Source organism: Streptomyces sp. NBC_01476 (assembly GCF_036227265.1).
Taxonomy (GTDB): Bacteria; Actinomycetota; Actinomycetes; order Streptomycetales; family Streptomycetaceae; genus Actinacidiphila.
In genome coordinates this window covers 5397059-5420036 of record NZ_CP109446.1, presented here as the reverse complement: position 1 = coordinate 5420036, position 22978 = coordinate 5397059, and the positions used below count along the sequence as shown (strand labels likewise).

Below are 22978 nucleotides of genomic sequence, written 5' to 3'. Positions count from 1 at the left end.
GTGACACGCCGTCAGGCGACGGCACCGTGTCGGGTGGTCCGCCGGAGGCGACCCGTTTCGGTACGCTCGTCGCATGCCGAGTGGGAAGGGTGCGAAGTCGCGCGGCCGTGGGCTGAAGTTCGTCGCCGCGGGGGTCGTGCTGCTCGGCGTCGGCGGGTACGTCGTGTACCACCTGAACTACGAGAACGGCCCGCCCGGCGCCGGCTGCACCGTCACCGCGTCCGGCGACGAGCTGACCCTCTCCGTGACCGAAGCCGCCAACGCCGCCACCATCGCCGCGGTCGCCACCGCCCGCGCCCTGCCCGAGCGGGCCCTGACCATAGCCCTGGCCACCTCCCTCCAGGAGTCGCACCTGGAGAACCTGGACCACGGCGACCGCGACTCGCTGGGCCTGTTCCAGCAGCGGCCCTCCCAGGGCTGGGGCACCGAAGCGCAGATCCTCGACCCGGTCTTCTCCGCCAACTCCTTCTTCGACAGCCTGGTGAAGATCAAGGGCTACACCCGCCTGCCGCTGACCGTCGCCGCCCAGAAGGTCCAGAAAAGCGGATACCCGCAGGCCTACGCCAAGCACGAGGCCGACGCCACCCTGCTCTCCACCGCCCTGGCAGGCCACGACAACGGCGCCCTGACCTGCACCACCGGCGCCGACACCCCGTCCAGCGCGGGCGGCCGCCCGGGCAGTACGGAAAGCGTCTCCGCCCGGCTGACCCGCGAGTTCGGCACCCAGGTGAAGCCGCGCACGGACGGCACCCTGCCGCGTACCGTCGCCGTGCCGTCCACCCCGGCCGGGGGCGCCGCCGAGGGCGACGGCACCCGGCGCGGCTGGGAGCTGGCGCAGTGGGCGGTCGCGCACGCGCACGATCTGCGGGTCGAGCAGGTCTCCTTCGGCGGTATGCGCTGGCAGGCCGCCCAGTCCGCCCGTGGCTGGCAGAAGCAGCCGGCCGGCTCCGGCGGCGGCAAGGGCGACTCCGCCCCGGCGGCCCGCCAGGACGGCCTGGTCCGGATCACCGTCGCCGGCTGACCGACCCCCGACCGCCAACCCGCACGTCCCGGCCACCGACCCCCGCGTCCCGGCTGACCACCCCCCCACGCCCCGGCCGCCAGGCCCCAAAGGCACCTTGTGCCCCCCTTTCCCCCCGCCCCCCTCCTGGCGGCTTGCCGCCGTGTCGGGTTCACGCCCAGGACGCCCCAGCGATCATCAACCGCCCCACAAGCCTCCACCAACCCGCCCCATTGGCAACACAATTCACCGGAAAACCCACCAGTTCCCGCCCAGAACCGACTCCTCCGGCACGCCGACGCCACACAGAGCGACCGAAACAACACGAACCGCTTACGTTGACATGCACTCCACAGATATCGCTAATTGGGCCCCGGTGAATGCACGCGCACTCACCGTCGCCCGAGAACCGCGTACGGGTCGACCCCTGCCATTACGCATGGAGTCACACTTGCGCACGTCAGCGATATCCAGACCCACTCCACGGCGGACGATCTCCGCTCTCCTGGCGGTCCTCAGTGCCACCGCACTGGCCGCCCTGGGTGTCCAGTCACCGGCTCAGGCCGCGGCACCCGCCAACTCCACCGCCCCGGCCGCCAGTTCCGCAGCCGCCAACAAATCCGCACAGCCCTCCTTCCAGGCGTCGTGCGCCCCGGCCAAGCAGGGCTCCTTCACCTGCTTCTCGCTGCGGCGTACCGACGTCAAGGCGGTCAAGGGCGTCACCCCCGCCGCGGTCACCCCCAACGGGTTCGGCCCGGCGGACCTGCAGAGCGCGTACACCCTGCCCGCGGACGGCGGCGCCGGCCAGACGGTGGCCATCGTCGACGCCTACGACGACCCCACCGCGGAGGCCGACCTGGCGGTCTACCGGGAGCAGTTCGGGCTCCCGGCGTGCACCACCGCCAACGGCTGCTTCACCAAGGTCGACCAGCGCGGCGGCACCGACTACCCGGCGCCCGACCCGGGTTGGGCCGGCGAGATCTCGCTCGACCTGGACATGGTGTCGGCGGTCGCCCCCTACGCCCACATCCTGCTGGTCGAGGCCGACGACCCGAGCTTCGAGAACCTCGGCGGATCGGTCACCGAGGCGGTCGCGCTCGGCGCCAAGTACGTCTCCAACTCCTATGGCACGAACTACAACTCGTCGCCCGGCAGCGGTGAGGACCCGTCGGAGACCACCGCCTTCGACGCGTACTACAACCACCCGGGTGTGGCCGTGGTGGCCTCGTCCGGTGACTCGGGCTACGGCGTCGCCTACCCGGCCGCGTCGCAGTACGTGACCTCGGTCGGCGGCACCTCGCTCGCCCACTCCTCCGGTTCGACGCGCGGCTGGGCCGAGTCCGCCTGGGACGGCGCGGGTTCCGGCTGCTCGGTCTACGAGCCCAAGCCCGCCTTCCAGACCGACACCGGCTGCGCCAACCGCGCGGTCTCCGACGTCTCCGCGGTCGCCGACCCCGCCACCGGCGTGGCGGTCTACCAGACGTACGGCAACGGCGGCTGGACGGTGTACGGCGGGACCTCGGTGGCCTCGCCGATCATCGCCGGCGTGTACGCGGACGCCGGTTCCCCGGCGGCGGGTTCATACCCCAACGCCTACCCGTACGCGACGAGTTCGGCGCTCAACGACGTGACCTCGGGCACCAACGGCTCCTGCTCGCCGTCCTACCTGTGCACCGGCACGACGGGCTACGACGGGCCGACCGGCCTCGGCACCCCGAACGGTCTCGCGGCCTTCCGCAGCGGCCCGCACGGTGAGCTCTCCGGCACCGTGACCGACACCTCCACCGGCGACCCGATCTCCGGGGCCACCGTCTCGGCGGGCGGCAACGTGGCGCACACCAGCGCCGCGGGCACGTACACCCTCTCGGTGCCGGCCGGTACCTACGACATCACCGTCGAAGCCTTCGGCTACGAGAGCAAGACCGACGCCGGGGTGGCCGTCGAGGACGGCGACACCCTCACCGAGGACTTCGGGCTCGCCCCGGTGGCCAGCCAGACCGTCTCCGGCAAGGTCACCGACGGCTCCGGACACGGCTGGCCGCTCTACGCCAAGATCACCGTGGACGGTGCCCCCGGCTCGGTGTGGACCGACCCGGTCACCGGTGGCTACGACCTGTCGCTGCCCGAGGGCCACACCTACACCCTGCACGTCGCCGCGACCAACACCGGCTACCAGGCGGCCACCAAGACCGTCACCGTCGGCGACAGCGCGAAGTCGCTCAACATCGCTGTCGCAGCAGACGCCTGGGCCGCCGGCACCCCCGGCTACCAGCTCAGCGAGACCGGCAGCACCGAGCCGTTCGACGCCACCGACGCCCCGCCGGCCGGCTGGAGCGTGACCAACGCCGACGGTTCCACCGGCGGCTGGGAGTTCGACGACCCGGGCAACCGGACCAACCACACCGGTGGCAGCGGCGCGTTCGCCGTCGCGGACAGCGACCACTTCGGTGGCGGCAACCACCAGGACAGTGAACTCACCAGTCCGGTCTACGACTTCACCGGCAAGACCAGCCCCGAGCTGAGCTTCGCCACCGACTACAAGTCGTACAACGGCCAGACCGCCGAGGTGCAGGCGACCTCGGACGGCGGCGCCACCTGGACCACGGTCTGGAACAGCAGCCAGGACGTCACCGGCCCGCAGAAGATCTCGGTGCCGCTGACCGACTACGCGGACAAGTCCGCGGTGCAGCTGCGCTTCCACTTCGCCAGCTCCTTCGGCTGGTGGTGGGAGGTCGACAACGTCTTCGTCGGCAACCGCGCCCTGACGCCGATCCCGGGCGCCGAGGTGGTCGGTACCGTCACGGACGCCAACACCGCTGCGGGAGCGACCGGCGCGACGGTCACCAACTCCGACAAGCCGGCCGAGACCGCCACCACCATCGCCACCCCCGAGGACCCGAACCTCGGCGACGGCTTCTACTCCCTCTTCGCCTCCACCCTCGGCAGCCACTCCTTCACCGCCGCCAAGGGCCACTACACCAGCCTGTCGAAGGCGGTGAAGGTCAGCGCGGACAGCGCCGTGCAGGCCAACTTCAAGCTGAAGGCCGGGCAGTTGACGGTCACTCCGGCGTCCATCAGCGCCACGGTCGCGTGGGGCAAGCAGACCACCAAGACGCTGAAGGTGAAGAACACCGGTGGCGCGCCCGCCACGCTGAAGCTGGGCGAGCAGTCCGGCGGCTTCCAGATCCAGTCCGTGGGTGCCCCGCTCAAGACGGTCAAGGGGAACTTCTCCCCGCTGTCGAGCAAGGCCGCCGCGGCCAAGGCCGGCACCGTCGTCAAGCCGGCCGCGGGGCCGTCCGACGACGCCTGGCAGAGCGCGCCCGACTTCCCGCAGAGCATCATGGACAACGCGGTGGGGTCGTACGACGGCAAGATCTACTCGGCCTACGGGTTCACCGGTTCTGACGACAGCAAGGACCTGTACGTGCTCGACCCGGTGGCCGGCAGCTGGTCCAAGCTGGCCAGCGCGGCGGACACCCGCGAGGCTCCGGCCCACGGCTTCATCGACGGCAAGTTCTATGTCTCCGGTGGCTGGGGCGCGTCCGGTGCACCGGACGCGAAGACGGAGATCTACGACCCGTCGAGCGACAGCTGGACCACCGGTGCGTCGGCGCCCGCGCCGTACGCCGGCTCCGGCACCACGGTGCTCGACGGCAAGCTGTACATGATCGGCGGCTGCACCTCGGCCTGTGGCACCACGGACGCCAGCGCGTACGACCCCGCGTCGAACAGCTGGTCCGCGATCGCCGACTACCCGGAGCCCATCTCCTGGGAGTCCTGCGGCGCCATCGGCGACGAGATCTACTGCGCCGGCGGTCTGAACGGCAACACCGAGGTCACCAGCGCCTACGCCTACGACCCGGCGGCCGACAGCTGGTCGCCGATCGCCGACCTGCCGGCCACGCAGTGGGCCTCGGCCTACACCGCGGCCAACGGTCAGCTGCTCATCTCCAGCGGGGTGAGCGCCAACGCGCTGACCAACAAGGGGTACTCCTTCGACCCGGCGTCCGGCACCTGGAGCACGCTGCCGAACGCCAACATCCCGACCTACCGCAGCGGCGCCACCGTGGGCCTCTACAAGGTCGGCGGCGGCGACGCGCCCGGCAGCCCCATCCCCGCGGTGGAGCTGCTGCCCGGTTACGACCAGGGCGGGTCGGCGGACGTGACGTGGCTCTCCGAGAGCACGCAGCAGCTGACGCTGGACGCCGGCGCCAGTGCGAACGTCACCGTCACGCTGGACTCGACGGTTCCCGAGGTCACCCAGCCGGGTGACTTCACCGCCAAGATCGCGCTGGGCAGCGACACGCCGTACAGCCTGACCGCGGTCCCGGTCACCCTCCACGTCGATCCGCCCAAGACGTGGGGCAAGATCACCGGCACCGTGCTGGGTGCCACCGCCTCGGGCGGCACCGCGCCGCTCGCCGGGGCGACCGTGCAGATCGACAGCTGGACGTCGGCGTACTCGCTGACCACCAGTGCGGACGGCACGTACGCGCTCTGGCTCGACACCCGGAACAACCCGCTCACCGTGATCGTCGCGAAGGACGGTTACCAGCCGACGGTGGCCACGGTGAAGATCACGAAGGGGGCGACGGTCACCAGTAACTTCACCCTGAAGAAGAAGTAGCTCTTCCGGGTGGAGAAAGCGTGACGCGGGTCGGTCCGGTTCCTTCGGGCCGGCCCGCGTCGCGGCTTTCCGGGTGCCGCACCCGTGTGCGGAGGGGTCCTCCGCAGGGGTGGTCCGTGGCGGTGGGCGGGGAGGGGGGCGCGCGGCCCGGGCGGCGGGCGATTGTGCTGCGTGGCGGGCGAATTGACGTTTTTTCATGGTCATACGAGATGTCTGCTTAGGACCGTTCCGCCGGATTCCTATAATGCGACGCATTGCGGACTCTTTACCTTTGGCGCCCGAAACCTTCCGAGCCGCCACGCGGTAGTCACCACGTCCGCGAAGTCCGTTGAAGGAGTATCACGCAAAATGTCCCTCCCCTTCCCGCGCCGGATCGCCCAGGCCGCCCTGCTGCTCGGCGCTGCCGCCGCTCCTCTGATCGGGGCCGGCGCCGCGCACGCCGCCGCCCTGCCCACGCCGGACCTGGGCGGGCTGAGCAACCTGGACGGCGCCGACCTCGGCACCAGCGTGGCCGGCGCGTCGCACCAGGCCAGTGTGATGGCGGCCGACGCCGGCACCCAGGCGATGAAGACGTCCCTGCCGGCCACCGACCGGGTCGTCGGCACCACCGCGAAGACGGCGCTGCCCGTCGCCCAGCAGACCGCGGGCCACGCCAGTGACTCCGCCGGCCGGGTCCTCGGCGCGACCACGGAGTCCGCGGGCGGCTCGCTCCCCGCCGCCGCCCTCCCCAACACCGGCACCCTCCCCCTCGACGCCCTCCCCCTGACCGCCCTCCCCCTCTCCTGACCCCACCCCTCCCCCAGTGGGCGGCGCCTCCCCGGCTGCCGCCCACTCCCCTTTTCCCCACCCCTCCCCCTCGGCCCCCGGACAGACGTGCCCCAAAGGGGCGCGAGGAACTGCGCGAGCAACCACGACAGCCCCGCACCAAGTCACCGCCGGAGGCAAACGCACCGCCCGGTCAGGCGAGCCGCCCCACCGCCGCCCCCGCCTCCCTCAGCCCGGCACGGTTGCCTTGAGAAGGCGCTGGACGAGGTCGGGAGTGGGTTTCATGCCGTCGAGGACGAGGTCTGCCGAGTGGGCGCCTGGTGCGACGTGGAGTTCGTGTGCGTCCCGGCCGCGGAGGAGGTAGCCGGCGAGGCTGCGACGGGCTGCCTCACTGTCCTGATCCAGTTTGCGCAGGGCTTTTCGTACGATCCGGACATCGGCGGGGGTGTCAACGAAGGCGGTCCAGCGGGCCCGGTCGCGGACCGTGGGCAGGGCCAGGGCGAACGTGCCCTCGACGACGACAAAGGTGGCGTCGCGGGGGGCGTCGCCGATCGCCGCGTCGATACGGTCGAGGTCCATGGCCCCGGGGTCGCTGTAGTCGACCGTCCGGCCGGGTCCGCCGATGACCGGCACGGAAGGAGCCCGGTCCGGGTCGTGGTGGTAGTAGTCGTCCAGATGGACCACGTACGCGCCCGGCCGGGCTTCGGCAAGGGCGACGGCGAGGGTGGACTTCCCGGAACCGGCGCCGCCGGCCAGCGCCGGCATCGGTGGTGCGGCTGCAGTCATGCGGGGAGCTTACGGCGAGGCGCGCAGGCCCGTTCGGTGCTGGGCAAGCCGGGCCACGGTGGTGAGGATGGTGCCGGGGACGGGGCCGACGGCGGTCGCTGGCAGGCCGTCCGCGAGCGACACGGTGGGGACGGGTTCGAGGACGTGGTGACCGTCGGCTCGCAGGGCCGTGACGGCCCGGACAGTGGCTGGGCTCTCCCACATGCCCCGGTTCATGCTGGGAGCGAGAAAGACCCCTGGGCCGTGGGCGAGGACAAGCGCCGTCAGCAAAGTGCCGGCCAGGCCCGCGCCCTGGCCAAGGCCGGGGACGCCCCGGGCTGCTACCGCGCCCTCAATCGCGCGGCCGACCAACTCGACCGGGGACGCCACGACGACGAGCCGGCACTCCGCCGGCGCATCGAAGACGTCGAATACCAGCCGCCCGCCGGGCGTGGTGGTGTCGGCCGCTCGTGCAGCGAGGTAAACCCGATCTCCTGCTTGCGCAATTCGCCGACCATCGTGATCAGGTCCTGAAGAGAGCGGCCGTACCGGTCGAGAACGGGCACCACCAGGGTGTCGCCAGCGGCGAGGAAGGCGGACCCCCCAGGTGCGTGCCCCAAAGGGGCGCGAGGAACTGCGCGAGCAACCACGACCGCGCCGCACCAAGTCACCGCCAGCACAAGGCAGGACCCCAAAGGGGCGCGAGGAACTGCGCGAGCAGCCACGACGGCGCCGCACGCGACCACCGCCGGAGGCAAGCGCACCGCCCGCTCAGGCGAGCCGCGCCACCGCCGCCGCCACCCGCTCATCCGTCGCGGTCAGCGCAACCCGCACGAACGCCGCCCCCGCATCCCCGTAGAAGGAGCCCGGCGCCACCAGGATGCCCCGCTTCGCCAGATCCCCCACCGTCTCCCAGCAGTCCTCCCCGCGCGTCGCCCAGAGATACAGACTCGCCTCGCTGTGCTCGATACGGAACCCCGCCGCTTCGAGCGCCCCGCGCAACTCCCCGCGCCGCCGCCCGTACCTCCGCTTCTGCTCCACCGCGTGCGCCGTGTCGTCCAGCGCCGCGATCATCGCCGCCTGGACCGGCTGCGGCACGATCATGCCGACGTGCTTGCGCACCGCGAGCAGCTCGCTCACCACCGCCGGGTCACCGGCGAGGAAGGCGCCGCGGTAGCCCGCGAAGTTGGACCGCTTGGAGAGCGAGTGGACGGCGATCAGCCCGTCGTGGGTCGCACCGCAGACGTCCGGGTGCAGCACCGAGACCGGTTCCGTACCCTCCCAGCCCAGCTCGATGTAGCACTCGTCGGAGACCACGAGGATGCCGTGCTCCCGCGCCCACGCCACGATCCGCCGCAGTTCGGCCGCGCCGAGCACCCGGCCGGTGGGGTTCGACGGGCTGTTCAGCCAGAGCACCTTCACCCGGGCCGGGTCCAGCTCCGCCACCGGGTCGTCATAGGTCACCGGCTCCGCACGGGCGACCAGCGCGCCGATCTCGTACGTCGGGTAGGCCAGCGCCGGGTAGCCGACCTGGTCGCCCTCGCGCAGGTCGAGAAGGAGCGGCAGCCAGCCGACGAGTTCCTTGGAGCCGATCAGCGGCAGTACGGCCGCCGGGTCCGCGCCCGCCACCCTGTGCCGGTCGCGCAGATAACGGACGACGGCCTGCCGCAGCGCCGCCGTGCCGTAGGTCAGCGGGTAGCCGGGGCTGTCGGCGGCGGCGGCCAGCGCCTGCCGGATGACGTCGGGCACCGGGTCGACCGGCGTGCCGACCGACAGGTCGACGATGCCGTCGGGGTGCGCGGACGCCGCTGCCTTGTACGGCTCCAGGCGGTCCCACGGGAACACCGGGAGGCGGGCGGAGATGCTCAACGGTTCACTCTCGCTCGTGCCTGTACGTGCCTGATCACCGGCCGGGCGCCGGCTGGGGGAAACACCACGGCCCCGTACGGCACTCGCCGTACGGGGCCCGGCGGTGGAACTCCCCGCGCGGCCTCAGCCGTTCTGCGGGGGAAGTGCGGCGATGAAGGGGTGGTCGCGCTCGATCAGGCCGAGCTTGGAGGCGCCACCGGGCGAACCGAGCTCGTCGAAGAACTCGACGTTCGCCTTGTAGTAGTCCTTCCACTCCTCCGGGGTGTCGTCCTCGTAGAAGATGGCCTCGACCGGGCAGACCGGCTCGCATGCTCCACAGTCGACGCATTCGTCCGGGTGGATGTACAAGGACCGGGAGCCCTCGTAAATGCAGTCAACCGGGCACTCTTCGATGCACGCCTTGTCCTTGACGTCGACACAAGGCTGCGCGATGACGTAGGTCACGCTGTCGTTCCTCCTCGATAGGGCTCATCTCGCGCGGGAGCGCGGCGTCGTCGATGCCCGCACCTAGTATCTCCGTTCCGGGGCACGATCCGAACAGGAGGGGCATGCATGCCAGGGGATTTCTCGTCCGGAGCACGGCTCGAAATCCGGGTCACCCCCGCTGACGTGGGAAAACGCGTCTCGGTCCGGCAACTGGCGGAGCTTGCCGACGGGCATCCCACGTTCACCGACACGGTGGGCGTTCTCGCATCGTGGGACGCGGGAGTGGTGTGCGTCACGCGACGGACCGGGGAGACGGTAAGGATTCCGGAAAAACTGCTGGTGGCGGGCAAGGTCGTGCCCGCGGCCCCGGTAAGGCGTGGGATTGCCGTGCCTGCTGTGACGGCTGAGGAGCTGGCCGCCATCGCCTCCCGTTCCTGGCCTGCCACCGAGACGTCCCCGCTCGGCGGCTGGACGCTGCGGGCGGCCGGCGGCTTCACCCGGCGGGCCAACTCGGTCCTGGTCGGCGGCGCGCCGGACCGCCCGGTGGACGAGGCGCTGGCGTACGTACGGCGGTGGTACGGCGAACGCGGTCTGACCCCGTACCTTCAGGTGCCGGACACCTCCCCCTTCGTGCCGGCGCTGGACGAGCGGGGGTGGATACGGGAGGCGGACACCCTGATGCGCACCGCGCCGCTGGCGCCGCTCACCTCGCTGCCCGGCGGTGACGACGTGACCCTCTCGCGTACCCCCGACGCGGCCTGGACGGCCGCCTACCACCGGACCGGGGAACTTGCCGGCGCGGCGCTGAAGGTGCTGTCGGGCGGGCCCTCGGTGTGGTTCGCGAGCGCCCCCGGCGTGATCGGGCGCGTCGCGGTGGACGGCGCATGGGCGCTGTTCGGGGCGGTGGAGGTGGCGCCGGAGATGCGGCGGCGCGGGCTGGCCCGGTCGGTGATGGGCGCGCTGGCCCGGCGGGCGTACGCGGAGGGCGCCGTCGCCGCGCACCTTCAGGTGGAGGCGGACAACGTGGCTGCCCGGGCGCTCTACGACCGGCTCGGCTTCCTCGACCACAGCGGCTACCACTACCGCCGACCAGCGGCATGACGACGCCCTCGGTGCGCGACCGTTTCGCGGCGGCGGCCCGCGAGGAGCGGCCCGACCTCGCGGAGTTGTGCCTGCTCATCGGGGCCGAGGCGGATCCCGCGCTGGACGGACCGGCCTGCGACCTCGCCCAGATCGAGCTGGACCGGCTGGCCGGGCTGCTCCCGTACGGGCTGAGCACCCCGCTGGACTGGGCGAACGCGCTGCACCGGGTGCTGGGGGCGGGCCACGGTTTCCGGGGGGTGGCGGCCGACTACCAGAAGCTCTCCTCGTCCCTGCTCCAGGAGGTGCTGCGGCGCCGGCGCGGGCTGCCGATCCTGCTGTCGGTGGTGTGGATCGAGGTGGCGCGGCGGGCCGGCGCGCCGGTCTACGGGGTCGCGCTCCCCGGGCATTTCGTGGTCGGCTTCGGCGATCCGGCGGGGTCGTACGTGCTGGTCGATCCGTTCGAGGGCGGGCAGGTGCTCTCCGAGGCGGACACCGAGCTGATGGTGGCGACGGTGACCGGCGGTCCGCTGGAGGCGGCGATGCTCGCCCCGGCCGATCCGCTGGACATCGTGCAGCGCATCCTCAACAACATCCGGGCGTGGGCGGCGCCGCGCCCCGAGCACCGGCCGGTCCAGCTGTGGACGTTCGACCTGACGCTGCTGCTGCCGCGGCACCCGGCGAAGCTGCGGCTCCAGCGGGCCCAGCTCCTGGTCAAGATGGGCGACTTCCTGGGCGGTGCGGCGGAGATGGAGGAGTACGCCGACGTGATCGGCGCGTTCGACCCCGAGTCCGCGGCCGGAATCCGCGCGGCAGCCCGCGGCGCCCGCGCCATGCTCAACTAAACCCTCGCCCCAGCCGCCCCGCCGCTGCCGGGGGCCCGGGCGGTGGTCGCCCGGGCGGCGACCCGCGCCCGCCCCGACGCCCCGCCCATTCCAGGCCCGCGCCCGGCCCAGCACCGCACCCAGCCCGGCACCCCGCCCACTCCGGTCCCGCGCCGGCCCGGCACCGCACCCAGCCCGGCACCCCGTGCCCGGCCCGGCACCGCACCCAGCCCGGCACCGCACCCAGCCCGGCACCCCGTGCCCGGCCCGGCACCCCGCCCACTCCGGGCCCGCGCCGGCCCGGCACCGCGTGCCCGGCCCGCGATCACGCCCGGCGGGCGAGCGCCTGCCGGGGCAGCCCGGCGTGACAGCCGCGCCCAGGCAGCCGCGGCCAGGCAGCCGCGCCCGGGCAGCCGCGCCCGGGCGCCGCGGCCGGGCCCACCCTGGGGTGGAGACAGGGCCCGGGATTTCCACCCGGAAGTCAGAGCACGGGTTGATGGTGAATCCGGCTCCGTCCGGAATCGTGGTGGTCGGACACGGGACCCGCACCGGCGGTCCCGCCGCAGACCGCCCGGAGGAACGCCCCATGGTTCGCTTGGCCCGCTGGTGCTTCGTACACCGCAGGAGAGTGGTCACCGGCTGGCTGGTGGCCCTGGTCGTCGTACTCGGGCTGAGCCACACGATCAGCAGCGACTTCAACTCCAACTTCAACCTGCCCGGCACCGACTCGCAGGCCGCCGTCTCGCTGCTGGCCAAGAACTTCCCGGCCGCCTCCGGCGAAGGCGACCAGGTCGTCTTCGAGACCGCGCACGGCGCCACCGTCCGGTCCGCCGCGGTGGAGCACAAGGTCACCGCCGCCCTGACCCGGGTCGCCGAGGTCCCTGGCGTGGAGTCCGTCGGCAGCCCGTACGCGAAGGCGGGCGCCGCGCAGATCAGCCGCGGCGGCACCGTGGCCTTCGCCACGGTCACCTGGTCGAAGCCCGCCGCCCACGTCACCGACACCGACGCGAAGCACCTGATAGCCGCCGCCCGCTCGGCCGACGGCGCGGACGTCCACGTCTCGCTCGCCGGCTCGTCCATCTCCAATTCCGAGGGATCGGGCCCGGGCCTGTCCATCGGCGTCGGGGTCGTCGCCGCCCTGGTCATCCTGCTGATCGTCTTCGGCGGCGCGCTCTTCTCCTCGCTGATGCCGCTGCTGACCGCCGTCCTCGCGCTGCTGATCGGCACCTCGCTGATCAGCCTGCTCACCCGGACCATGGACGTGGCCAGTGTCTCCACCGACCTGGCCGTGCTCATCGGCCTGGGCGTCGGGGTCGACTACGGGCTCTTCATCATCGGCCGCCACCGCGGCGCGGTGAAGGCCGGCCTCTCCTACGAGGACGCGGCGGCCCAGGCCGTCAACACCTCGGGCCGTACGGTCCTGTTCGCCGGCCTCACGGTGTGCATCGCGCTGCTCGGCCAGTTCGCGCTGGGTGTCACCTTCCTCTATGGGCTCTCCCTGTCGTCCGCCATAGCGGTGGCCCTGACCATGGCCACCTCGCTCACCTTCCTGCCCGCCATGCTCGGCTTCCTGGGCCCCAAGGTGCTCTCCCGCCGGGAGCGCGCCGCGCTCGCGGCCCACGGCCCCCACCCCACCGAGGCCACCCGCTTCTGGCTGCGGTGGGCGACCGGCGTCGAGGCGCGCAGGGCGTTCGTCACGGTGGCCTCGCTGGCCGTGGTGGCCGTCATCGCCCTGCCGCTCTTCGGGCTGCGGCTCGGCTCCTCCGACGCGAGCACCGACCCGGCCGGCCACACCACCCACCAGGCCGATGTCGCGCTGGCCCGGGGCTTCGGCCCGGGGTTCAACGGGCCGCTGGAGGTGGTCGGCCAGGTCTCCTCCCCCGCCGATGTCACCGCCTTCGACCACTTCCTGAAGGCGGCGGCCGGCACGCCGGGCGTCGCCTCGGTGACGCCCGGGGTGACCTCGCCGAACGGCACGGTGGTGCTCTCCACCCTCTACCCGGCCACCAGCCCGCAGTCCGAGCAGACCGTCACCCTCGTCAACGACCTGCGGAACACCGTGGCCCCCCGCAGTGAGCAGGGCACCCGCCTCGACGTGCACATCGGGGGCGTGACCGCCACCGACATCGACTTCTCCCGGGTGCTGTCGGACAAACTGCCGCTCTTCGTCGCGGTGGTGGTCGTCCTGTCGTTCCTGCTGCTGATGGCCGTCTTCCGCAGCCTGCTCATACCGCTGGTCGCCTCGGTGATGAACCTGCTCTCCATCGGCGCCGCCCTCGGCACGCTGAACGCCGTCTTCAACTGGGGCTGGGGCCACGCGCTGCTCGGCCTGACCGGGACCGCGCCGATCGACGCCTTCATCCCGGTGCTGATGTTCTCCGTGCTCTTCGGGCTCTCCACGGATTACGAGGTCTATCTGGTCTCCCGGATCCAGGAGGAGTGGCACCACAGGCGCCACGGGCAGCCGGGCGCCACGGAGCGGGCCGGCGCGATCCGCGACAACCACCGTGCGATCACGTTCGGCCAGGCCAAGAGCGGTCAGATCATCGTGGCCGCGGCGGTCATCATGGTGCTGGTCTTCGGCTCCTTCCTGCTCAGCGGCGAGCGGATCCTCCAGGAGTTCGGCTTTGGCCTCGGTTTCGCCGTCTTCGTGGACGCGCTGCTGATCCGCAGCGTGCTGGTCCCGGCGATCATGCACCTGCTCGGCCCGGCGAACTGGTCCCTGCCGCGCACGCTGGACCGCGTCCTGCCGAACCTCTCCATCGAGGCCGCGGACGAGCCGGCCGCCACGGCCGCCCCCGCCGACCGGGTCCCGGTGCCCTAGGGGCTTTTCGAGGTTCGGATCATGTGGCTGAGGAGATGAGCAACAGCCACATGATCCGAACCTCGAACAGCCCCTGGTCGACTTGGTCGTTCACCGCAGCGGCGACATCGGATCACCGCGCACGCCCGGCTCAACCAGGGCCAACAGCGTCGGTCGCAGCCCGGGATCGACCTGTTCGGCTCTCTTCCGCTCCCCGCCGGGCCGGCGGACCCTTCCGAGAGGCCCGGCTCCCTCCTCCAGATCGTCCACACCCTTGCGGACCGTTGCCTCGCTTGTCCCGGCTGCCGCGGCAACTGCACGGATCCCACCGTGGCCAAGCATCCTGTCCTCGGTCCACATCAGCAGACGCCGCTGCCGCTCATCCAGATGCAGGAACAACACCTCAAACCGCAGGGGGAGTTGACCCCTTGCCTCCCGCGACAGGCTCGTGCCAGATCAGCCGTTGATTGGACACACCTGCTTGCGGGCGGCACGCCGATCTTGGTCCATAACTGCAATGGTGGAACTGCTCCGAATGGAGCTGCCTGCTCCTGCAACGGGTCGACGAACCCCTCTAATGCGGACCTCGTGCAAGCGATCGCCACTCACGCTCAAGCCCGACTGGGCGGCAGTGGGGCAGTCTCGGGTACTGCTAAGCATGCTTATGCCGACACTCTCCTCACTCGCTACCAGGGCATCTATGGAAATCGTGGTCTGATTACCGAGCAAAGCTACTTGAGAGGAGTGCCCGTTCCGAGAGGCACGGCGGGGAGCGCCCGACCAGATGTGTTCGATCCGGCCGCAGGTATCGTGTACGGCTACAAGTTCGTCAAGAACCCCGGTCAAGGGATCGGAAAGTGGCAGGCGGACAAGAATGTCCTAAACGTCCCAGGCGTGAATCTGACAGTGGAGGTGAACCCGTGAGCAAGGTGGATGCAGCGACTGTCAAGCGGGTTACTAAGGACTGGGCGGCTCTGTACCCAGGTTTCGATGTCTGGCGGCCTTTGAGACTGCTCAGGCGTATTGGACCTGTGCTTCAAGGGGTCACGCTCGACCGATCTAGCTCGGGCGATGCGTACTTCCCGACCGCACACATCCATGCTCTCACTCGAGAGTTTCCAGTCATCTCCCTGACTCTTGGCCAGCGTCTCGTCACGAGCTCAGGGGTGCAGGAGTCCGTTAATTTCTCTCGCCACGTGGAAGACTACTCTGACGCTGCTAGGCGACTGGCCGAGCAGGCGCGGTTGAGTCTGGATTTGCCGCCGACGTTTGAGGACGTCGTCCGAGAGTTGCGTTCCTTCGCGGTCTCCCGGCAAGCCCAAGGTGGCCCGCCTGCGGTGAATGAAGTTGAGGACAGCGTCCTCATCCCTGCGGCAAGTGGCTCAATTGATATCGCCAGGGAGAGTATCCAACTCGCGCAGGAGCTCCTGGCGAAGTGGCCTAAGTCGCGACTTCCGATTAATTGGACCTCGGGAGATGAATGGCTTGAGGGGCTATCGGCAAAGGCTGAGAATGTTGATTCGCTCCATGAGATTGTCGACGGCCAGATCTCCTTTCACAAACTTGCAAAAGTGCGGCAGGAATAGCCCTTGGTGATGGAAAGGAGGCCCCGTCGGAATGACTTTCCGACGGGGCCTCTGGGGTTTGACGGCAGTAGTTGACGGCAACGTCAGCGGACGGAGGCTGCACAAAACGGCGGGTCGTCGCCGTCGGCAGGCTCGGGAGAGGCCTGATCGAGGGTGCCGAGGGCGTGGCCGAGGAGGTCGATGGCCTGGCGCTGGAGGCGGAGGCGGACGTGTGCGTACACCGTCGCGGTCACCCCGATGTGAGCGTGGCCCAGCAGTTCCTTGAGGACCACAAGTTCCACGCCCTGCTCCAGGAGCAGCGTTGCCGTCGAGTGGCGGAAGTCGTGAAACCGGATCGGCCAGAGGCACGCCTCACGGAGCAGTGCGTGGAAGTGCCGGGTGAGGGTGGCGGGCTCGATCGGGTCCCCACCCGGCCGCGTGAAGACGTGACCACTGGCCTGCCAGTTCGGACTGGCCTGCTCCTTCTTTTTCGCTTGCCGGGCGAGGTGTGCGCGGAGAGAGAGGTGACACAAGACGCCGGCAGGTCAATGCGCCGCTCGGAGCTGATGGTCTTGGTCGGCAGTGTGGCCAGTCCTCGGCTGTTGGCGCGCTGGAGGGTGCGGCGGGTGTTGGCGGTGCCACTGGTGAGGCCGGGGAGTTCGCCTTTGCGGAGGCCGGTGTGCAGAGCGAGTTCGAACAGCGGCTCCAATCGGTGACCGTTGGCGGCGGCCAGGAACTCGCGGGCTTCCTCGGCGGTGAGGGGTTCGACGCGGCGGGGCCGGCGGGGTGCCGGTGCGGACGTTGCGGGCGACGTTGCGCGGGATCTCTTCCTCGCGGACAGAGTGCTCCAGAGCGGACTGAGCACGGAGTGGATGCAGGTGAGCGTCAGCGGAGAGAGCAGCTTGTGACCCGGCTAGCCGCGGGTCTGGCGGACCGCCGCCACGGAGGCGAACAGCGCCCAGCCGTCGATCTCCTCCGTCGTCTCCCCGGCGATCCGCGAGCCGCGGGCCCGTGCCTCGTCCAGCAGGGCGCGTACGGTGCCGGGTTCGTGGAGGTTGAGCGCGGGGCCATGGGTGACGCCGACACAGCCGGACGGGGTGAGGCCGTCCGGCACCAGGTGGCCGGGGCCGCCCGCGAAGACGATACGGAGCCGGCCCAGGGAGCCGGGCCGGCGCAGGACGAGGACTTCGCGGCAGTCCTCGTACCCCCGCGGGCCGTCGGCGCGGTGCTCATGCCCGACCGCCCAGAGGAATGTCTCGTCGCCGACGACCAGTTGCCGCGGTGTTCTGCTGCTGCGGGTCATCCATCGAGCCTAGGCCCGGTTCCCGGCCAGGGTGGGGTCCCATTCCGGCCAGGTACCGGAGGTTCGGCGCCAGTTGGCCACCGATTCACCGGGCGCCCCGCCCGGCCGGCGCCGTGTCAGCCGGTGATCCGCATCAGCGTCACCCGGTCCCCCGCCACCGTGAACGCGAAGTCCGACGGCCCGTTGAAGCCGTTCCCGCCCACCTGCGCGCTCACCGTCGTCGTGGGGCCCTCGGTCCGTACGCCGGTCACCTCCAGCACGACCTGCTTCCCGATGAACTCCCCGTCGCTCCACCGCCGGATGGCGTCGTGCCCGCGGAAGACGCGGCCCCAGTCGTCCACCGCGCCGTCGTCGGCGAAGGCGTGCAGGAAGTCCTCGATGTTGCCGGCGTTCGCCGCCTCCAGGGCGGCGGCGATCGGTACGGGGAGCGTGACGGGGTTGCTCATGGTCGGCCACCAATACATAGCGGGCAGGGGACTTTCGCCGTTATACCGTCCGGCGCGGAGCCCGGCCCGGCGACACGGCGGACCCGTCACCCCGGCCCGGCGACACGGCGGACCCGTCACCCCGGCCCGCCGCCGGGCTCCACCGGACCGCTACCCGCCGCCCCGCACGCTCGGCTCCGTCCCCTCCGCCAGGCCCTCCTTGCGCGGGCCCGGCAGCTCGATCCCGTGCCGCAGCGCCCGCACCTCGATCACCTGCCGGCCGAGCAGCGCCGCCCCGAAGACCACGAACCCCACCCCGATCAGCCAGGTCACCACCATCAGGACGGTGCCCACCGGCCCGTAGGTGACCGCCTGGGAGATGATCAGCGGCGAGAAGATGCGCGACGAGAAGAGCCTCAGGCCGCCCAGCCCGACCATGGTGAAGACCGCGCCCGGCAGCGACGTGCGGAAGTCGATGTCCCCGGTGAGCAGGAACCGCTGCCCCCAGGCGAAGAAGAGGACGCCGAAGACGAAGGTGAGGCCGATCCGGACGGCACTGCTCGGCAGCCCGCTGCCCAGCACCGTCGCGCTCTGCGCCTCACAGAAGAGATAGCCGGTCAGCGCCGCCAACCACACCGCGCGCCGCCACTCGCTGTGCCAGGGGCTCGGCGGGAAGTCCCAGATCTTGCGGTAGCCGGTCTCCACGCTCGCCGCGAAGGAGAGCCCGAAGAACGCCAGCGACGCCAGGCTCCACGCGCCGGTGGTGCTCAGCACCTTGCGCGGCGCGGCGAAGAGGCTGCGTACGGCCGTGGCGGGCTTCGGGCCGAGCCCCATCCCGTCCACGATCCACTGCGCGAACCCGGTGCCGTGCTGCCACGGCGTCGCCGCCGCGAGCACCACCAGCAGCGGCATGAGCGTGACGAAGCCGAGCGCGGCGAAGCCCATCGAGCGGTGCATCAGCTCGATCTCGGCGCCCTGCTTCCACATCCGCCCGACCGCGGACCGCGCCCAGGCACCCCGCAGATCCGCCATGGCGTCATCCTCCAGCACCCGTCACCGCAGTGGATACCCGCCGAAGGGTCCCGCACGCAACCCGGCACATCACGGATCAGGTCATCCGCCGGACAGGTCAGGCGGCGCCACCACCCGTTTGACGGCACCTCAGCAATCCGCCGCCCCCGGGCACATACGCTCCTGACATGAAAGACAGTGACTTCGTCCGGCGGATCATCGGCATCCTCACCGAGGCCAAGCAGATGCAGGCCCTGCTGGAGGAGGACCCGGACCGCGAGGACATCTCCGGCGACAACGTCCGTACGCTGCTCAACGAGACGATGCCGACCATCGAACTGCCCGCCGACGCGACACCCGCCGAGCTCGGCGAGGCGCTGAGTCTCCAGCTCAGCCCGGTCATCGAACGCCTCACCGGCGCCTTTTCGCTGATCTTCCTCCAGCTCGCCGACATCCACGACGCGGGCCGCACGGACGTCACCTCCACCGAGGTCCTGCAGGACCTGGCGCTACGGGCCGACGCGCTCTGGCCCGGCGACGAGGACGACTGACCGGCGGGTCAGCACCGCGGCGCGCCCGGCCAGGGGTCGGTGAGCTCGAAGGTGTGGGCACCGGGGTGGCCCGCGAACTCGCAGCACGGCTCATGGGTCGCCTCTTCCTCGACCGGACAGTCCGGGAGTACGGCGACCGACGCCGGCTCCCCGCCGGGCGCCCAGGTGGTCCAGACCGACCCGGTGTCGGGGCCGGGCAGATCGAGGACGAACCCGTGGTGGTCGCCCGCGAGGTGCGCCTGCAGGGTGCAGCGCGCCACCCGCTCGACGTCACTGGGTACGGACCCGGCAGGCGCGAAGATCAGTGCGGCGGGGATCAGTTGGGCGGGCACGGCGCGGGTCTCGCCGCAGGCGAGCCTGAGGGCCGGGGCGGGGACGAAGTCGGTCATCGGTCTGGGCTTCCTGGTTGTGCGACGGATGTACGAGGCGGGCCATGGGCTCACGCGCGGCTCTTCGTACGAGCTACTGGCGCGGATAGGGCTCGGAAGAGGAGAGCCCGGCCAGGGTCCTGGCGTTCACCGCCGCGAGCCGCAGGCTTAACTCCTCCCGGTTGGAAACCCCTCGCACGCTGGGCAAAGGGGCCTCCCAGACCCGGCCGTTGGTCAGTGCACGGAGCCGTACGAGCTCGCCTTCGACCGACAGCACGAGCCCGATCCGCTGAAGTTGGGTGTCCCGGGCGACCCGGCCCACCTGCGGCGCAAAAGGGGGTTGTGCGTTCACCGCGTGCGCTCCCGTTCTCCGTGCTCTGCGTAAGCGAATATCGACCAACCGCTTACAAGAATCGTCCCGCACCCCTACCCTGAACAGGGCAAACACCGTGCTGCTGGACACCGTCACCGGAGTTCCAGCAGTCATCTGTCACAGGGGAGTTGGCGTGCTGAAACGCAAACCGGAAGCAGGAGATCTGGCCACTTCCGCCGACACGTTCGGCGAACTCTTAAAGGACCTGCGCGACACCGCGGGCATGTCGCAGGCCAAGCTGGCGGCTCAGATTCCGTGCGACCGCTCGCAGATCGCTCGCATCGAAGCGGGCACGCGGGTCCCGCAGAAGAACCTGGTCGAGACGTGCGACGAACTGCTGGAGACCGGTGGGTTGTTGATCCGGCTCTGGCGCCGGATCAACTGGTACCCGGTGGTGGAGCACCCCGACTGGTTCAAACGACGCGCGGCGATGGATGCGGAGGCGGTCGCCGTACGGGAGTACGGGACACAGGTGATCCCCGGGTTGTTGCAGACCGAGGAGTACATCAGGACTCTGTTCTCCCTCGCCGCTTCCGACGAGGACGGGAACCTCAACGAGCGGGTGAAGGCACGGCTGAGCCGACAGCATCGCTACCTGAACGATCCCGAGGGGCCACTGCTAGTGGTCGTGCTGGACGAGAGTTGCATCCGCAGGGTGGTTGGCGGTCCGGCTGTCATGCGGGATCAGTGTGAGCGCCTGCTGACTGCGGGAAAGCAACCCAACATCCGCATCCAGGTTGTCCCGTTCACGGAGTCGGCTCTCACGCCGGCAACAAGGCCGATGTCGCTGATCACCCTGCCTGATGGGGAGGACTGGGTGTACTCGGAATCGCTGGATCGCGGTCACTTCACCGACGATCCGAAAGTCCTCGCCCGACACTCGCGGACCTATGATGTGCTCAGGGCGGACGCTCTGTCAGCCAGCAACTCCGCAGCCCTGATCAGTGAGGCAATGGAAGGGTACGGCCACCATGAACACCCACGACCTGAGCGCCGCAAAATGGGTCAAAAGCAGCTACAGCGACAGCAACGGCGGAAACTGCGTAGAGGTGGCCCCCGGCTTCACGGACATCGTCCCCGTTCGTGACTCCAAGAACCCCGAGGGCCCCGCGCTGGTCTTTCCGGCGGACGCGTGGAGCGCCTTCCTCACCGGCGTCCGGAACGGCGAATTCCCGTCCCTCTGAGCGCACTTGGCGTGATGGCCCCGTGACTCCCGGCGAGTCGCGGGGCCACACTCGTCTCATGGCCCCCGACCTGACTCACGCCCACTGGCTCAAGTCCTCCTACAGCGATAACAACGGCGGCAACTGCGTCGAGATCGCCCCCGGCTTCCCCGGCCTCGTCCCGGTCCGCGACTCCAAGGACCCCGCCGGCCCCGCCCTCCTCTTCCCCACCCCCGCCTGGCACTCCTTCCTCACCGCCCTCCGTACCGAGACCCTCACGGCCTGCGGATAGGACAGGAAGAAAGCCCACGGTCCGGCCTCCGGATCCGGAGGCCGGCGCGGGATCACCCCTGGCCGTCGTCGAGCGCGGGGGCACCGGTGTAGGTGGTGGCCTGTGCTGCCGCGGTGAGCGTGTCCCGCAGCCGGGAGCGCAGGCCGGGGAGGGTTTTCGGTCCGGGCTGCTTCGCCCACCGCTCCATGGCGGAGTGAAACGCGGCGACGAGGAGATCCTGGGCCAGCCGTGGGCGCAGGTCTTCCGGATCGGTCAGGTCGAGCCGCGTGCAGACAGTCCGCCAGGTTTCGTTGCTGACGCGGTCGCAGAAGCTGAGGCTGTGTGCGGTGATCGAGGGCGAGGTCTCGGCGAGTCGCCGGGCGGCGACAGCTCGTTCCGCCCAGCGTGGCGTTGCCACCTTTTCGAGCGCGGTGAGCAGAGCCTCCTGCAGGGTCCCGAAGACGGGGTTGCCGGTGGGTGTGACGGATTCGACCTCGCGCTGGTACGTCAGCCACAGCTCGTTGCTCGGGGCAAGGACGACGTCCTCCTTGCTTGCGAAGTAGCGGAAGAACGTCCGCTTGGAAACCTCGACCTCGGCGCAGACCTCGTCCAGCGTCGTCTCGGCGAAGCCGCGCTCCTGGAAGAGCCGCAGGGCGGCGTCGACGAGAGCGTCCTGGGTCCGCTGCTTTTTCCGTTCCCGCAGCGAGGCAGGAGGTTGGGCGGCCGGCTTCGCGGGGGCTGTGGACATATCGCCACTCTATCAGAAAATCTGCCTCTGATAGGCTTGTGCCACTCAGTGACAGATTTTGCAAAGGGGCATGGCTATGAAGGCTGTCATCGTGCCGTCGTTCGGGGACTCCCGCGTGCTGCGGGTCGTCGACCGGGCCGAGCCCCGGCCCGGGCCGGGCCAGGTTCTGATCCGGGTGGAGGCCGCGGGGGTCGGCTATGTCGACGTCATGGCCCGTAAGGGTGACTACCAGCCGCTCTCCGAGCCCGGCTTCATCCCCGGCGTGGAGGCGGCAGGCACCGTCGCCGCTGTCGGTGAGGGAGTCGATGAACACTGGGTCGGTCGGCGGGTCTTCGCGCTGACGAAGACGGGTGCCTACGCGGAATCGGTCGTCGCCGACACCCGCGATGTCGTGCGCCTGCCGGAGGGCGTCAGCGCCGCGGACGCGGTCGCGCTCGGCGTGAACGCGCTGGTCGCGAGCTTGGGCCTGGAGAGGGCGAGGGTCAGAAAAGGCGAACGGGTGCTGGTCAGAGGCGCCGGCGGAGGTATCGGAGTGATGGCCGCGCAACTGGCCGCCTTGTCCGGGGGCGACGTGACGGCGATCACCTCGTCACCCGAGCGTGGCGATCGTCTCCGGGGGCTCGGCGTCGCGCATGTCCAGGACCGTACGACAGGCCAGGACGGCAGCGCGGACACCTACGACGTCATCGTCGACCCGGTCGCCGGGGCGGATCTCGGCCGCCACATCGAGATGCTGCGGCCCAACGGCCGCTACCTGCTCCTCGGGGCTGCCGGAGGTGTCCCGACGCCGGACGCCTTCGCCGCCCTCATGACCATCTACCACCACTCGCCGACCCTCTTCGCCTTCAGCCTCAACTCCTTCGACGCTGACACGGTCGGCGCGGCAGCGGCCGAACTCTTCGGCCAGGCCGCCCGAGGCGACCTCCAGGCGGTCATCGACGAACAGATCCCCCTCGCCGAAGCGCACCGCGCCCACGAGCGCCTCGAATCAACCCCCGTCTTCGGCAAACTCACCCTGCACCCGTAACGCACCGCCCCGTT

23 protein-coding genes and 2 pseudogenes are annotated in these 22978 nt (G+C 70.6%); 12 read left to right on the top strand and 13 right to left on the bottom strand.

Translation table 11 applies throughout. From position 1 onward, the window contains the following. Window positions 1–73: 73 nt before the first annotated feature. The 3 genes from OG552_RS23790 to OG552_RS23780 all read left to right on the top strand — a co-directional run bounded on the left by OG552_RS23790 (window position 74) and on the right by OG552_RS23780 (window position 6413). Entirely contained in the window at window positions 74–1021 is a 948-nt protein-coding gene (locus tag OG552_RS23790; RefSeq protein WP_329136127.1) for a heavy metal transporter, read from the top strand. Window positions 1022–1529: 508 nt separating this feature from the next. Further along, complete coding sequence (locus OG552_RS23785) at window positions 1530–5627, top strand: carboxypeptidase regulatory-like domain-containing protein (RefSeq protein WP_329141045.1); 4098 nt, start codon at window positions 1530–1532, stop codon at window positions 5625–5627. Between the two features lie 348 nt (window positions 5628–5975). Then, a complete protein-coding gene (locus OG552_RS23780) occupies window positions 5976–6413 on the top strand; it encodes an ATP-binding protein (protein WP_329136125.1) in 438 nt (145 codons plus the stop codon). Window positions 6414–6620: 207 nt separating this feature from the next. Here the strand turns inward: OG552_RS23780 and OG552_RS23775 are convergent, their stop codons facing one another. The 5 genes from OG552_RS23775 to fdxA form a co-directional block, all read right to left on the bottom strand. Next, a complete protein-coding gene (locus tag OG552_RS23775; RefSeq protein ID WP_329136123.1) occupies window positions 6621–7178 on the bottom strand; it encodes a uridine kinase family protein in 558 nt (185 codons plus the stop codon). Window positions 7179–7187: 9 nt separating this feature from the next. Beyond that, the gene (locus OG552_RS23770; protein ID WP_329141394.1) at window positions 7188–7382 is read right to left on the bottom strand and encodes a hypothetical protein; all 195 of its coding nucleotides are present in this window, start codon (window positions 7380–7382) and stop codon (window positions 7188–7190) included. A 116-nt stretch (window positions 7383–7498) separates the two neighbouring features. After that, window positions 7499–7966, bottom strand: a complete 468-nt coding sequence (locus OG552_RS36485) for a recombinase family protein (protein WP_443071012.1) — start codon at window positions 7964–7966, stop codon at window positions 7499–7501. Next, on the bottom strand, window positions 7929–9026 hold the full coding sequence (gene dapC / locus OG552_RS23760) for a succinyldiaminopimelate transaminase (protein WP_329136121.1): 1098 nt from the start codon (window positions 9024–9026) through the stop codon (window positions 7929–7931). The genes OG552_RS36485 and dapC overlap by 38 nt, the downstream gene beginning before the upstream one ends. Window positions 9027–9149: 123 nt before the next feature. After that, on the bottom strand, window positions 9150–9470 hold the full coding sequence (gene fdxA, locus OG552_RS23755) for a ferredoxin (protein WP_003985062.1): 321 nt from the start codon (window positions 9468–9470) through the stop codon (window positions 9150–9152). A 108-nt stretch (window positions 9471–9578) separates the two neighbouring features. Here fdxA and OG552_RS23750 point away from each other — a divergent pair, with 108 nt between their 5' ends. From OG552_RS23750 to OG552_RS23740, 3 genes are all read left to right on the top strand, one after another. Further along, window positions 9579–10553, top strand: coding sequence for a GNAT family N-acetyltransferase (locus OG552_RS23750; protein ID WP_443071011.1), 975 nt, complete (start codon window positions 9579–9581; stop codon window positions 10551–10553). Then, window positions 10550–11377 (top strand): transglutaminase-like domain-containing protein, encoded by an 828-nt coding sequence (locus OG552_RS23745; protein WP_329136117.1) that lies wholly within the window; start codon window positions 10550–10552, stop codon window positions 11375–11377. Before OG552_RS23750 ends, OG552_RS23745 begins: the two co-directional genes overlap by 4 nt. Before the next feature lie 565 nt (window positions 11378–11942). Beyond that, window positions 11943–14180: an MMPL family transporter gene (locus tag OG552_RS23740; RefSeq protein WP_329136116.1), complete on the top strand. Its 2238-nt coding sequence runs from the start codon at window positions 11943–11945 to the stop codon at window positions 14178–14180. 93 nt (window positions 14181–14273) lie between these two features. Here the strand turns inward: OG552_RS23740 and OG552_RS23735 are convergent. Beyond that, window positions 14274–14603, bottom strand: a pseudogene (locus OG552_RS23735) (ISAzo13 family transposase); the annotation flags it as partial. A gap of 476 nt (window positions 14604–15079) precedes the next feature. Here OG552_RS23735 and OG552_RS23730 point away from each other — a divergent pair. Further along, window positions 15080–15745 (top strand): hypothetical protein, encoded by a 666-nt coding sequence (locus tag OG552_RS23730; RefSeq protein ID WP_329136114.1) that lies wholly within the window; start codon window positions 15080–15082, stop codon window positions 15743–15745. Between the two features lie 83 nt (window positions 15746–15828). On the opposite strand, the pseudogene OG552_RS23725 reads toward OG552_RS23730, so the two are convergent. The 4 genes and pseudogenes from OG552_RS23725 to OG552_RS23710 form a co-directional block, all read right to left on the bottom strand. Continuing rightward, window positions 15829–16628, bottom strand: a pseudogene (locus tag OG552_RS23725) (tyrosine-type recombinase/integrase); the annotation flags it as partial. A 9-nt stretch (window positions 16629–16637) separates the two neighbouring features. Further along, window positions 16638–17027: a hypothetical protein gene (locus OG552_RS23720; RefSeq protein ID WP_329136112.1), complete on the bottom strand. Its 390-nt coding sequence runs from the start codon at window positions 17025–17027 to the stop codon at window positions 16638–16640. Window positions 17028–17143: 116 nt separating this feature from the next. Then, window positions 17144–17473: a nuclear transport factor 2 family protein gene (locus tag OG552_RS23715; protein ID WP_329136110.1), complete on the bottom strand. Its 330-nt coding sequence runs from the start codon at window positions 17471–17473 to the stop codon at window positions 17144–17146. 150 nt (window positions 17474–17623) lie between these two features. Beyond that, entirely contained in the window at window positions 17624–18484 is an 861-nt protein-coding gene (locus OG552_RS23710) for a ribonuclease BN (RefSeq protein ID WP_329136108.1), read from the bottom strand. Window positions 18485–18651: 167 nt separating this feature from the next. Here OG552_RS23710 and OG552_RS23705 point away from each other — a divergent pair, with 167 nt between their 5' ends. Then, window positions 18652–19014, top strand: coding sequence for a hypothetical protein (locus OG552_RS23705; RefSeq protein WP_329136107.1), 363 nt, complete (start codon window positions 18652–18654; stop codon window positions 19012–19014). An 8-nt stretch (window positions 19015–19022) separates the two neighbouring features. Here the strand turns inward: OG552_RS23705 and OG552_RS23700 are convergent, their stop codons facing one another. Together OG552_RS23700 and OG552_RS23695 are read right to left on the bottom strand one after the other, a co-directional pair. After that, window positions 19023–19403 carry a hypothetical protein gene (locus OG552_RS23700; protein WP_329136105.1) on the bottom strand — a complete coding sequence of 127 codons (381 nt, stop codon included), beginning with the start codon at window positions 19401–19403 and terminating at the stop codon, window positions 19023–19025. A 73-nt stretch (window positions 19404–19476) separates the two neighbouring features. Further along, window positions 19477–19734, bottom strand: coding sequence for a hypothetical protein (locus OG552_RS23695; RefSeq protein ID WP_329136104.1), 258 nt, complete (start codon window positions 19732–19734; stop codon window positions 19477–19479). A gap of 154 nt (window positions 19735–19888) precedes the next feature. On the opposite strand from OG552_RS23695, the gene OG552_RS23690 reads away from it, so the two are divergent. Genes OG552_RS23690 through OG552_RS23680 form a run of 3 tightly spaced genes read left to right on the top strand, consistent with a single transcriptional unit; the run spans window position 19889 to window position 21210 of the window. Then, window positions 19889–20842 (top strand): helix-turn-helix domain-containing protein, encoded by a 954-nt coding sequence (locus tag OG552_RS23690; RefSeq protein ID WP_329136102.1) that lies wholly within the window; start codon window positions 19889–19891, stop codon window positions 20840–20842. Next, window positions 20805–20939 (top strand): DUF397 domain-containing protein, encoded by a 135-nt coding sequence (locus OG552_RS23685; protein ID WP_329136101.1) that lies wholly within the window; start codon window positions 20805–20807, stop codon window positions 20937–20939. The genes OG552_RS23690 and OG552_RS23685 overlap by 38 nt, the downstream gene beginning before the upstream one ends. A 58-nt stretch (window positions 20940–20997) precedes the next feature. Next, entirely contained in the window at window positions 20998–21210 is a 213-nt protein-coding gene (locus OG552_RS23680; RefSeq protein ID WP_329136099.1) for a DUF397 domain-containing protein, read from the top strand. A gap of 52 nt (window positions 21211–21262) precedes the next feature. Here the strand turns inward: OG552_RS23680 and OG552_RS23675 are convergent, their stop codons facing one another. After that, complete coding sequence (locus OG552_RS23675; RefSeq protein ID WP_329136097.1) at window positions 21263–21937, bottom strand: TetR family transcriptional regulator; 675 nt, start codon at window positions 21935–21937, stop codon at window positions 21263–21265. A 76-nt stretch (window positions 21938–22013) separates the two neighbouring features. Between OG552_RS23675 and OG552_RS23670 the strand changes: the two genes are divergently transcribed. Further along, complete coding sequence (locus OG552_RS23670; protein ID WP_329136095.1) at window positions 22014–22964, top strand: quinone oxidoreductase family protein; 951 nt, start codon at window positions 22014–22016, stop codon at window positions 22962–22964. Window positions 22965–22978 lie beyond the last annotated feature (14 nt).